Source organism: Mycobacterium sp. (assembly GCF_035274705.1).
Classification (GTDB): Bacteria; Actinomycetota; Actinomycetes; order Mycobacteriales; family Mycobacteriaceae; genus Mycobacterium.
Genome location: NZ_DATENY010000099.1, coordinates 13575 through 27050, shown reverse-complemented (window position 1 = coordinate 27050; position 13476 = coordinate 13575). Strand labels below are relative to the sequence as shown.

The following is a 13476-nucleotide window of genomic DNA, read 5'->3' as shown; positions in this document are numbered from 1 at the left end:
TTCGCCACTGCGGTTGACGAGTTGGAGCCGATTTTCGTTGAACAGGTGGGTTTTTCGCTGCAGCAGGTGCTCACCAACGGCGAGCAGGTAAGCGGTATCGAGCGAATCCAGCCGGTGCTGGTCGGGATGCAGTTGGCCCTGACCCAATTGTGGCGCTCCTACGGCGTGGAACCCGATGCGGTGATCGGGCATTCGATGGGAGAGGTCACCGCGGCGGTGGTCGCCGGGGCACTCACCGTGGCCGACGGGCTGAAGGTGATCGCCACCCGGTCGCGGCTGATGTCGCGACTGGCAGGACAGGGCGCGATGGCGCTGCTGGAACTGGACGCGCCGGCTGCCGAAAAGTTGATCGCCGACCACCCCGATGTCACGGTGGCGGTGTATGCCTCACCGAGTCAGACTGTGATCGCGGGGCCGCCCGAGCAGGTCGATGCGGTGATCGCGGTGGTCGACGCACAAGGTCGGTTGGCGCGACGCATCGAGGTCGACGTCGCATCGCACCATCCCACGATTGACCCGATATTGCCTGAATTGCGCAGTGCGCTTGTGGGTTTGGCGCCAGTTGCGCCGAAGATCCCGCTGATCAGCACGACCGACCATGCAGGCAGCGAGGCGCCGCGATTCGATGCTGACTACTGGGTGTTCAACCTGCGTAACCCGGTGCGGTTCAACGCTGCCGTGGCCGCCGCCGCTGCCGACCACGCAACCTTCGTGGAAATCAGCCCCCACCCGCTGCTCACCTACGCTATCGGCGACACGCTTCAGTCGACGCCATCGACCAGCCGCTTCATCGTCACCTCCGCCTTGAAGCGAGTTGAAGACGAAACTCTGGTCTTCCATGCGCAGCTCGCCGCACTGGATATCACGGGCCCCAATGCCGGCGGGGGCCGGTTCGCGGATATTCCCCCGTCGCCGTGGCTGCATTCGAGATATTGGGTCCCGAGTAGGTCTCCCGCGCAGAGATTGCCCGATACTCACCCGTTGCTTGGGGTGCACGTTGAGATGCCGTCGGGCCGCGACCATGTGTGGCAGGCCGATATCGGAACCGAGATGCTGCCGTGGCTGCTCGATAACAAGGTGCATGGACAGGCCGTAATGTCGGCGGCGAGTTTTGCCGAGATGGTGTTGGCTGCCGGCCACGAGGCTCTCGGTCTGCATCTTGAGGTCATACAGGTGAACGAGCTCAAGGTCGAGCAGCCGCTTGCCCTGGATCGCCGGACGCGAGTCACGACACAGCTTGCCCAAAGCGACAACGGGATTGCCGTTGAGATCCATGCCAGTTCGGCCGGCGGGAACTGGCGTCGGTATGCGGTGGCCAGTATCACCGTGACGCGTGGGCAGCCCGAGGCGCTTGTCGAGGCGGGGATTGATAATTCAGAAACCGAAATTGTGCTGCCTGACGGCGCTTCCGACCATCCGCGCTATTGCATTCATCCACTGCTGCTAGATGCGGCGCTGCGCAGCCTCGCTGCCACAGTGCCGGCCCAATTGCTGGAAGATCCCGCCGAGGCCCCATATCTGCCAGTCTCTTTGGCGACCATCCGGGTGTTCGGGCAAGTCGGGCGGCGTGCCCGTTGCCGCACCGAGCTGGTGAGCCTCGAGCAGGAGGGTGCTGGCCATCTCGGCCGGGTCATCCTCATGGACGACTTGGGGACTCCGACCGCCGAAATCACCGGCGTCTGCCTGCGGCAGATAGACCCCGGCATGGTGTCGTTGCCGCTAGAACAGAAGATCTTTGACACCGCATGGGTGGAAAGTTCGACGCCGCGTGAATCTGGCCGGGGGATATCGGGTGCATATGCTGGAAGCTGGCTGCTTTTGGCGGACGACGACGCCGAGACAAGGGCCCTCGTGGCGGAGTTCGCTGCCCGGTTCAGCTCACCGACCCGGCGAGTGATCAGCGAAGAGTTGTCGGACGAGTCGGCAGTACTAGAGGCCGTCGCGAAAACTGCGGCCGATCCGGAGCTTTCACCCGCAGGCCTTGTCGTATTCGTCGGACAGCGTTCGTTCGATGGCACGGACGCAGACGGCGCGCTGCAGCGCGAGCGCGAGTTGATCTGGGCAATCTCGGGCGCGGGTCGCGCTGCTGTCGACAGCTGGCACGGGCAGTCGCCGCGGCTGTGGTTGGTGACCCGTAACGGTCTTTCGGTTCACGCTGGTGAGTCAGGCGATCCAGCGATCGGTGCACTCAAAGGACTCATCCGTAACTGGCGGTTCCCCGGCGAAGCGGCTCGTGTACTCGCCGGCGAGCCCGATCTCGGCGCCACTCTCGTCGATCTCGACTCCGCGGACGACGTCGCCGCGGTGTTTATCGGTGAACTGGAGTCGCCGCCGAGCGATGATGTGGTCGCGTTGCGGAAGGGACGCCGATATGTTGAACGGCTCTCGCGTGCAAAGCTCGGTGCAGGCGATCGTGATGCGGTTGTCCGCTCGGATGGTTCATACATCATTACCGGGGGCCTGGGCGGTTTGGGCATGGTCGTCGTGCGATGGCTCGTTGAACGGGGCGCGGGGCGGCTAATACTCAACGGTCGAACCGATCCTTCCAATGGTCAGCAACGGGATCTTGCCGACCTTGCCGCCAGTACCGAAATCGTCTTTGTGTCCGGCGATATCGCTTCAGCGGGAGTAGCGGAGCGGCTCGTGGCGGCGGCCGAGGAGACTGGGCGGCCATTGCGGGGGGTGGTGCACGCGGCGGGCGTGACCGCCGACGGCATCGTGGCCGCCCTCACCCGGGAAGGCATGGAACGGGTGTGGGCACCCAAGGTGGCCGGCGCGTTGCGGCTTCACGCAGCCACGGCCACCCGACAGCTCGACTGGTGGGTTGTCTTCTCTTCCATGGCTTCGCTGTTGGGTCTGCCTGGTCAACTGGCGTATACCACCGCCAACGCGTGGCTCGACGCACTGGTGGCGTGGCGACGCGCATCGGGCCTACCCGCAACCGCGATCGGCTGGGGTCAATGGTCGGACGTCGGGATGAGCCGCTCGTTGACGTACAGCGTGCTAGACCCGATCACTCCTAGCGAAGGCGTTGAAGCGCTGGAGTCGCTGGTGGGTGGCGACTTCGCTCGGGTGGGTGTCGGACGGATGCGTCTTGATCGCGCCATCGCCGCGATCCCAGAGTTCCGCGAACTGGGGTACTTCGAAAGGGTGGTCGAGGAATTCGAAACATCGAACGTAGACAACCGATCGACCGGTGACGATCGGGGTGGAGCAGTAGCACCCGTTCGGGATTGGTCTCAGATACCCGCCGATGACCGGCCCAGCGAACTTGCGACCAGGCTCCGAGCCATCCTGGCCCGCGAACTTCGCACGTCGGCATCAGCGGTCAACATGGATCAACCGTTCCCCGAATTGGGACTCGACTCGATGATGGCGATGACGGTTCTAAAAGAGACGCAGCAGCTAGTGGGTATCGACTTGTCCGCGACGATGTTGTGGAACCACCCCACCATCTCGTCGTTGGCGGTCTACTTGGCGGAAATGATTGCACCACAACAAGTGCCACAGGAAGACCGGGATGAAGAAGGCGCCGATCTGACACTCGACTCGTCGAGCAGCGTGCTGGATGAGTTGTTCGACAGTGTGGAATCGGCTTCGGCCAGTACTGAGAGCGGTTTCTGATGAGAACGATCTTCAGCAGAGTTTCGGCCATGACCGCCGACCAGCGGGGCGCGTTGACCGAGCAGTTCGACAAGGCCTCCCGTATCGCGGCCGCGGAACCGGTGGCGGTGGTCGGAATCGGCTGCCGCTTCCCCGGTGGGGTGGTAGGTCCGGAGGCGTATTGGACGTTCCTGGCTAACGGCGTGGATGGGATCAGTGAAATCCCGCCGGACCGCTGGAATGCCGACGAGTTCTATGATCCGGACATCTTCGCGCCCGGCCGGATGTCGTCGAAGTGGGGCGGTTTCCTGCCCGACGTGGCCGGTTTCGACGCTGATTACTTCGGGATTTCCCCGCGTGAGGCCGAAGCCATGGACCCGCAGCAGCGGGTGATGTTGGAGGTAGCCTGGGAGGCATTGGAGCATGCCGGGATCGTGCCGGATCAACTCGCCGGATTCCGCGCCGCGGTGATGATGGGTGTGTATTACACCGAGTACCAAGGTATTTCAGCGGCTAATCCGGACAGCATCGATGCCTACTCCGCGACGGGTAACGCTCACGCCGTGGCAGTCGGGCGCATCGCGTATCTATTGGGGCTGCGTGGTCCGGCGATAGCGGTGGATTCGGCATGTTCGTCGTCGTTGGTCACGGTTCATCTGGCCTGCCAGAGCCTGCGGCTGCGCGAGAGCGATCTGGCCCTGGCGGGGGGAGTCAGTCTCATACTGCGTCCGGAAACTCAGATCGCGATGTCCAAGTGGGGAATGTTGTCGCCGCGAGGGCGGTGTCACAGCTTTGACGCTGGGGCGGACGGGTTCGTGCGGGGGGAGGGTGCCGGGGTCGTGGTGCTCAAGCGCCTGACCGACGCGATACGTGACGGGGACCGGGTATTAGCGGTTGTACGGGGCTCTGCGGTCAATCAAGATGGCCGCTCCAACGGTCTGACCGCACCGAATTCGCTCGCGCAGCGTGACGTGATCACCCGGGCGTTGCGCAGCGCCGATGTAACGGGGAGCTCGGTGAATTTCATTGAGGCGCATGGTACCGGCACAGCTCTAGGTGATCCGATCGAGTTCGAAGCGTTGGCGGACACCTATGGGCGCGGTGATGCTCCATGCGCGCTCGGGGCCGTGAAAACTAACATCGGCCATTTGGAAGCCGCCGCCGGGATTGCCGGATTCATCAAGGCCGCCCTGGCCGTGCAGCGGGGGCAGATTCCGCTGAATCTCCACTTTTCGCAATGGAATCCGGCAATCGACCCGTCACCAACGCGGCTCTTTGTTCCCACCGACCTCGTACCCTGGCCCGCTTGTGAAGGTCCCCGGCGAGCCGCGGTGTCGTCGTTCGGAATTGGGGGGACGAACGCGCATGTAGTGCTTGAGCAGGGGCCTGATCCGGCGCCGGTGGAGAGCCCGCGGTCGGCGATCACCACTCTGGTGGTCTCGGGTAAGACGGACGAGCGGATCGCGTCGTGTGCGACGGTATTGGCAGACTGGATTGAGGACGCCGGCGCCGCGGTGCCGCTAGGCGACGTGGCGCACACGCTCAATCATCACCGTCCGCGGCATGCCAGATTCGCCACGGTGTGCGCGGGTGATCGCAAGCAGGCGGTGGCCGGGTTGCAGGCGCTCGCCGAGGGTCGCCCGGCGCCGGGGGTGGTGGCGCCGCATCAGAGCGTGTCTGGGTCGGGCACGGTGTTCCTGTATTCCGGTCAGGGTTCGCAGTGGGCCGGCATGGGCCAGGAGTTGTTGGCCGATGAGCCGGCATTCGCAGCGGCGGTGACCGAGCTGGAGCCGGTGTTCGTGGAGCAGGCCGGGTTCTCGCTGCGGAAGGTGCTGCAATCCGGTGAAGCATTGGTTGGTATCGACCGGATCCAGCCGGTGCTGGTGGGGATGCAGTTGGCGTTGACGGCATTGTGGCGCGCATATGGCGTGGAACCCGATGCCGTGATTGGGCATTCGATGGGGGAGGTGACCGCGGCGGTCGTGGCCGGGGCGCTGAGCGCGGCCGACGGGCTGAAGGTCATCTCGACCAGGTCGCGGCTCATGTCGCGGTTGTCCGGGCAGGGCGCGATGGCGCTGCTGGAACTGGACGCCGAAGCCACCGAGGCGCTGATTGGCGAGCACCCGGACATCACGGTTGCGGTATATGCCGCGCCGCAGCAGACGGTGATCGCCGGGCCTCCCGAGCAGATCGATGCGGTGATTGCAGTCGTCGACGCACAGGGCAGGTTGGCGCGACGCATCGAGGTCGACGTGGCATCGCACCATCCCACCGTTGATCCGATCTTGTCCGAATTACGAAGCGCACTAGCGGATTTGGCGCCGGTTGCGCCGAAGATCCGCCTAATCAGCACCGTCGGCCAAACCAACGGCGCGGCACCGGCATTCGATGCGGGCTATTGGGTGGCCAATTTGCGCAACCCAGTCCGGTTCAGCCACGCCGTGTCGACTGCCGCGGAAGGTCATGCCACTTTCATCGAGGTCAGCCCGCATCCACTGCTCACCCATGCCATCAACGGGAACGTAGAGCCGGCCAGTCCCCGCGGAGATGTCCAGGTAGCGGCGACGTTGAACCGTGACAACCCCGAAACGCTTACCTTCCACACCTACTTGGCCACGGTTCGGCCGCCGTCAGCCGCGATGGCCCAAACTGCCGACAGCGCAAATAGGTTCGTGGATATTCCACCGACACCGTGGCTGCATTCGAGGTACTGGGCCGCGCCGTCATCCGCGAACCGACAGCCGGCGAGTGCTCATCCGTTACTGGGTATGCACGTTGAAATGCCGTCCGGCCGTGATCATGTCTGGCAGGCAGATGTCGGAACTGAATTCATTCCCTGGCTGGCTGATCACAAGGTGCATGGCCAGCCTTGTATGCCCGCAACGGGTTTCGCCGAGATGGCATTGGCTGCGGCAAGCGAGGCCCTTGGTTTGCCTGGTCAGGCCCTGTCCGTGAATCGACTCGAGGTCGAACAGATGCTTCGGCTGGACGACCGGACGGAGGTGACGACCCAGCTGCTGCGCGGCAGCGAGAACTCCGCTGACGACATTCGTGTGGAGATACATTCCCGCTCGGCCAACGGCAATTGGTCTCGGCATGCGGTCGCCCGAGTCGAGGCGGCACGGACCGCAGCGCTGCCTCCTGCTGTTCGCGCAAGCGGCTCATCGCCGGCTGAGCGGACGAGTTCGACCGAGGCGGGCACCGTCCTATCACCGAGCGACCTTTATACCGCGTTGCGCCGCACGGGTTTACATCACGGGCAGGCGTTTGCCGCCCTGACTCGGATCGTTCGTAAACCCGACGGGTCATCCGAGACCGAGATTGTCCTGCCCGACGAGGCCGCCCCGCACCGCCATTACCGTATCCATCCGGTCATGCTCGATGCCGCACTGCAGTCTTTGGCCGCGGCCTTGCCCCCCGAGTCGTTGGCGGAGTCGAGCGAGGCCACGTATCTGCCGGTGTCGTTCGAGACCATCCGGTTGTTTGGCGATGTCGGCCGGCGCGCCCGATGTCACACAGACCTGGTAAATGCCGGTGATGACGGCATCCTGGGCCGCGTCACCCTGATGGACGACACGGGAACGCCGACCGTCGAGCTCACGGGCATCTATCTGAAACGCGTGCTACGCCGCACGGTGCCGTTGCCGCTGACGCAGAAGATATTCGACACCAGCTGGGTTCAGACTCCAACGGAAACCGGCCCTGCGCCTGACGGCAGCTGGTTGGTGTTGACTGATGGTGCCGAAACCGAAGAGATTGCAAACGGTTTCGTCACACGGTGCGACTCGCCGACTCGACGAGTGATCAGCGCTGAGCTTTCGAATGAGTCCGCGGTATTGGAGGCGTTTGCGAAAACTGCGGCGTACCCGGAGCTTCCGCCGGTCGGAGTGATCGTCTTTGCCGGGCAACACTGCTTCGATGGTGCTGACTCCGACGGGGCGCCGGCGCGAGGCCGCGATTTGGCCTGGGCCATCTCGGCAACAGTGCGGGCGCTGGTCGGCGGCTGGCACGGGAAGGCGCCGCGGCTGTGGCTGGTCAGCCGCAACGGCCTGGCAGTGCACGGCGACGAGCCGGGCGACCCGTCGACGTGCGCCCTCAAAGGACTGATTCGTGTTCTTTCCTACGAACATCCGGACCTGCGAGCCACTTTGGTGGATCTCGATACCGCCGACGACGCCCTGGCATCGTTGATCGCCGAGTTGGGGTTCACAAGCACCGATGACATCATCGCTTGGCGCGGCCAGCGTCGATATGTCGAACGGCTTTCCCGTGCGACGCTCGATGCACCTAGACACGACCCGGTTGTCCGGCGCGATGGCGCGTACGTAGTCACCGGCGGTCTTGGCGGTATCGGTCTGGTCGTCGCGCGTTGGCTCGTCGACAACGGCGCTGGGCGAATCGTTCTCAACGGGCGATCGGAGCCCTCCGATGAGCAGCGGCCGGTGATTGCGGAGCTGGAGAAACGCGCCCAAATTGCCGTCGTGCCCGGCGACATCTCCGCAGCCGGAATGGCCGAGCGGCTCGTGAGCGCCGCCGAAGAGACCGGGCTGACCTTACGGGGAGCGGTGCACGGTGCCGCCGTGATCGACGATCAGATCGTTGTTGCGCTCAGCAAGGAGAGCCTGGAACGGGTCTGGGCGCCCAAGGCTGTCGGCGCCTGGCGGCTCCACGTCGCAACAGCTGACCGAGAGCTCGATTGGTGGGTGGGGTTTTCTTCGACGTCGTCGCTGCTGGGGTCGCCCGGACAGGGTGCGTACGCTGCCGCGAGTGCATGGCTCGACGGTTTGGTGGCATGGCGACGCGCGTCGGGTTTGCCTGCCACGACGATAAATTGGGGACAGTGGTCCGATATCGGCGTCGCTCGGTCGTTGACTTTCAGCGCTCTGGATCCCATCGCTCCGGCCGAGGGCATCGAGGCCCTGGAGTCGGTGCTCGCGCGCGATTTCGTCCGGGTGGGTGTCGCACGGCTGCGGCTGGATCGCGCTGCGGCCGCATTCCCGGAGCTTCAGCAATTCGGGTATTTCAGTACCCTCGCCGGGGAACTGGACATCGAAAGCGACGACGACTGGCCGGGCCCAGATGCGCTTCGCGCGATGGATGCCGTCAACGCCAGCCGGGTCGTCACCGCACGCCTGGGTGGTCGCATTCTGGCGATCATGGGCTACCCCAAAGACAGCACCATCGACACCGACCAGCCATTGACCAAACTGGGAATGGATTCCCTGATGGCCGTGCGAATTCGGAACACCGTTCGCGGCGACTTCGGTGTGGAACCGCCAGTGGCCCTGTTGTTGCAGGGCGCATCACTTGCCGACCTCGCGACCGACCTTGTCGGTCAACTAGGCCTCAACGGGCAGGACAAGTCCGAGAGCGCCAACGAAGTTCGAGATCGCGCCCGGCGCCGCGCGGCAGCGCGGCAACGGGCCGCGGCGCGGCGAAAGGTAGGAGACCGAGCGTGACCAGCAACAGCGAACTGCCGCCTAACGCGATTGCGGTCATCGGGATGGCCGGAAGGTTTCCGGGCGCTAACTCTGTGTCGGCCTTTTGGGACAATCTGCGGCGCGCTGAGGAATCGATCGTCACTCTCTCAGCGGAGGACCTTCTTGCCGCCGGCATTAGCGAGAAGGCCCTCGCGAATCACGCCTACGTGCGGCGTGCGGCGCTGCTGGATGGAATAGACGAGTTCGACGCTGATTTCTTCGGCTTCACTCCACACGCTGCCCGGATGACGGATCCTCAACATCGGCTGTTCTTGCAGTGTGCGTGGCATGCGCTGGAAGACGCTGGCCGCGACCCACTGCACGTCGACGGTTCAGTAGGCGTGTTTGGTACCAGCACGACCAGTGGCTATCTGCTGCACAACCTCATGTCGCACCATGATCCGAACGTGATCATCGGGCAGGGAGTCACGTTCGAGATGGTCAACCTCTCGTTGCAGAACGACAAGGACTATTTGGCCACACGGGTGGCGCATCAGTTCAACCTTCGAGGCCCCGCCCTGTCGGTGCAGACGGCGTGCTCGTCGTCGTTGGTCGCACTTCATTTGGCGTGCCAGAGCGTATTGAACGGTGAATGCGACATGGCGCTCGCCGGCGGGGCGTCGCTTCGAATTCCGCACCGCGTCGGATACTGGCACGAGCCCGGTTCGATGGTGTCGCCGACCGGCCACTGCCGACCGTTCGACGTGCGCTCGGATGGCACCATTTTCAGTAGCGGAGTCGCCGCGGTGGTTCTCAAGCCGTTGGCGGCCGCGGTTGACGATGGAGATCGCATCCACGCCGTGATCCGAGGGTCGGCGGTGAACAACGACGGATCGACGAAGATGACGTACGCCGCGCCGAACGCGGCCGGTCAAGCCGATGTCATCGCCGAGGCGCACGCGGTGGCGGAAATCGACGCCTCCACCGTCAGCTATGTCGAAACACATGGCACCGGCACGCCGCTTGGCGATCCGATTGAAATTGAGGGTCTGCGACGCGCATTCGGTGTTTCCACGACGACCAGGCCTGGTCCATGCTTCGTCGGTTCCGTCAAGTCCAACATCGGTCATCTGGAGTCAGCCGCCGGAATGGCGGGTTTGATCAAGGCGATTCTCTGCCTCAAGCGCCGGGCACTTCCGGCAACGCTGCACTACACCAGTCCCAATCCTGAACTGCACCTGGACCGAGGGCCTTTCATCGTGCGCAACGAGTACGGCCCGTGGGAATGGGACGGCATTCGGCGTGCGGGGGTCAGCTCGTTCGGTGTGGGTGGCACCAACGCGCATGTCGTCCTCGAGGAAGCGCCGTCGGTTACGGCACCTGCTCCCGAAGCCGGTCCGCAGGTGCTGTTGTTGTCCGCGCGATCCACCGAGGCGCTTCAGCAGTCACGTTCCGCCCTGGCCTCCGAATTGGCCGGCACAGATGAACTCTGCTTGCCCGATGTCGCCTATACCCTCGCCCGCCGTCGTCAAGAGAACATCCGCATGGCGGCAGTCGTCGCCGACCGACAGGATGCGGCAGCGGTGCTGGGGGCGCCCGAGCACGACAACGTGTTTGTCGGTGAATCCGTTGCAAGCACTGAGAATCCGGAACGCGTAGCCTTCCTGTTTCCAGGTCAAGGCGCTCAGCACATCGGTATGGCGCGTGGTCTCTATGAGTCGGAGCCGGTATTCGCAGAGCACTTCGACCAGTGCGCCGCAGGGTTTGGTGAGGAGTTGGATATCAACCTGCGTGCGGAGATATTCGACGGAACCGCAAAGAATTTGGAGCGCACTGACCGGACCCAACCCGCACTGTTCACGGTGGAATACGCGCTGGCCAAATTGATCGAGACCTACGGTGTTCGCCCGGCAGCGCTGGCCGGGCACAGCATCGGCGAGTATGTTGCAGCCACGATTGCAGGTGTCTTTGACCTTTCGACGGCCGTCAAGACGGTGTCGATGCGTGCCCGCCTGATGCACGCCGCCCCTCGTGGGGTCATGGTCGCCGTGGCCCTGAGCCCGGATGCCATCGCCGAATACCTCTCGGCAGAAGTCGATTTGGCCACCGTAAACGATCCGGGCGGCTGCGTGGTCGCCGGATCCGAGGAGGACATTGGCGCATTCACTGACCGTCTTGGCAAAGCGGGTATGGTGGCGCGTCGGGTCCGCACCTCGCATGCGTTCCATTCGCGGTTGATGGATTCAATGATTCCCGAGTTCCAAGGCTTCCTGTCCCGCTTGACGCTTCGTGCGCCGCAGATACCGTTGCTTTCAAACGTCACCGGTACCTGGATGTCGGCTGCTGAGGCGACCAACGCCGCGATGTGGGCGCGCCAAGTCCGCGCAACAGTTCGATTCGCCGACGAACTCGATGCGCTGCTTGCCGCTTCGCAGCGTGTCCTGGTCGAGGTCGGCCCGGGCGGCACGTTGACCGCGTCAGCGATACGGCACCCTAAGTGGTCGGAAGGTCATCGTGCCGTTCGGTTGATGCGCCACCACGCCCAGAACCGCGGTGATCGCGACACCTTCCTGCTGGCCCTGGGACAGCTGTGGTCAGCGGGGATTGACGTCGACTGGACACTCTTGCGGGGTGAGCGCCGACCGCAGTTGGTTTCGCTTCCGGGTTACCCATTTGAGCGCCAACAGCATTGGGTTGAGCACAATGCCATCGCAAAGTGGGTGGAGGGTGGCGCCGGAGCGAACGGGACGGCGTCGGGTGCCGTCGCCGCTGACCAGCCGCCGGCGGCCACCAATGGCAGCTCGCCGATCGATGTGACGTTGCAGCGGATCTGGACGCAGTGTCTCGGTGTCGGCTCGGTCGACAGGAACGCCAACTTCTTCGAACTCGGCGGGGATTCACTGGTCGCGATCAGCGTAGCGATGGCCGCCTCCCATGAAGGACTAGACCTCACACCGCAGGACCTGTACGACCACCCGACCGTGGCCGCGCTTGGCAAGGCCTTGGTTGCCCGATATACGGCGGGCGGGCTGGCGCGCCAGTCGCCGAGTGACGTTGTGCGTCCCCCAATTCCGCCGAACGTCGTTTGCTTCCTTGAAAACGGTGTCCGAGAGCGCGGACGCTGGCGTATTCCCCTGGTCCTGCAACTTCGGCCCGATGTGCAGGTCGAGGACATCCGCTCGGTGCTCACGGCTGTGACCAATCAGCACGACGCGCTTCGGCTGCAGTTCGTCCAGCGCGCGGGACTGTGGGAGCAGCACATCGGTGAACCGCAGGATTTCGCCGAGCTGGCCACCCGGTCGCTTCCGGACGGCATCGCAATTGGAAGCCCGCAGGAAGGTCAAGCGGTCTTAGACATCTGCAAAGCGCAGATCCGCGAAGAGGACCTGACGAGCCCACCGCTGACCGCCGCCTATGTCCGTGGCGCGCCGGGCGGGCGGTGCTATCTCGCGATCACTGCGCACGGGGTCGTCGGCGACAATGCCTCACGCGACATCTTGCTCGCCGATATCTTCACGGCATTCGGTCAAAGGCTCGCGGGCGAAGAGATTGCGCTGCAACCGATCACCACATCGTGGGCCGAGTGGTCGCAGCGCTGCGTTGCACTTGCCGCCCACCCTGCGGTGGTGGAAAGCCTCGATTTCTGGTTGGAAACCATGGCCGCCACGGACTTGCGGGTCGGTTCGGACGTCTCGGAACCGCCGGCAGTAGCCGATTTGGTGCGCCTATCGTCGACGCTGGACGCCTCGGAAACCAGCGAGATCGATGATGCGCGGCGTCGGCTCCGGTTGCCGATCGAAGACATCCTGCTGGTGGCGCTGAGCCGGACGATCGCTGCCACCGTCGGTGACGGTGTCGTCGCCGTTGACCTCAACGGACCTGGCCGATCGGTCCTCAAACCCGATATCGACCTGCGCCGGACAGTGGGCTGGTTTAGCACCGTCTATCCCGTCGCCCTCACCTGTAGGACAGCCGACGGCATGCGCACGAGGCAGCTGGTGGAGGATGTGCACGACATGCTGAGTGCCGTCCCGCACTACGGCATCGGGTACGGGCTGCTGCGATACTTGTACGCGCCGACCGCGCGGCTGCTGGGCGCCACACGCCCCGCGGGCGTGTTCTTCTCCTATGCGGGCGCGATTCCTGATCTGCCGTCACTGTTGTTCGACGATGCTCCAATCCAGTTCGACACCGACACGGAATTGCCGGTACGCGAGGCGATTCCCGGTCTGGGTCACGCCGTTGAGCTGCGGGTGTATCGGTCTGCTGGTGTGCTGCACCTGGACTGGTGGTACGACACCCGTAGGGTCGACCCCGGGTTAGCGAGTTTGCTTGCGGGCGGATTCTCGACCACATTGATGGGATTGACCCGCGCCGCGATCGCGGAAGATGAAATGGACTCGGCTAGCGATGAATTGGCCCTGGTGGATCTGTCGTCGGGTGAGTCGTAAGA

Annotated in this window: 3 protein-coding genes; all 3 read left to right on the top strand. The window is 64.1% G+C overall.

Annotated features, from left to right (window positions below; all coding sequences use genetic code 11):
* Positions 1-3624, top strand: a 3624-nt coding sequence (locus VJV41_RS20955; protein WP_325336945.1) for an SDR family NAD(P)-dependent oxidoreductase, incomplete at its 5' end; no start/stop codon positions are given.
* A complete protein-coding gene (locus VJV41_RS20950) occupies positions 3624-9062 on the top strand; it encodes a type I polyketide synthase (RefSeq protein ID WP_325336944.1) in 5439 nt (1812 codons plus the stop codon). The genes VJV41_RS20955 and VJV41_RS20950, both read left to right, overlap by 1 nt.
* Positions 9059-13474 carry a type I polyketide synthase gene (locus VJV41_RS20945; RefSeq protein ID WP_325336943.1) on the top strand — a complete coding sequence of 1472 codons (4416 nt, stop codon included), beginning with the start codon at positions 9059-9061 and terminating at the stop codon, positions 13472-13474. The genes VJV41_RS20950 and VJV41_RS20945 overlap by 4 nt, the downstream gene beginning before the upstream one ends.
* Positions 13475-13476: the final 2 nt, after the last annotated feature.

Coding starts and splice junctions, on each gene's coding strand:
- VJV41_RS20950 (WP_325336944.1), top strand. CDS start 3,624: ATGAGAACGATCTTCAGCAGAGTTTCGGCCATGACCGCCGACCAGCGG.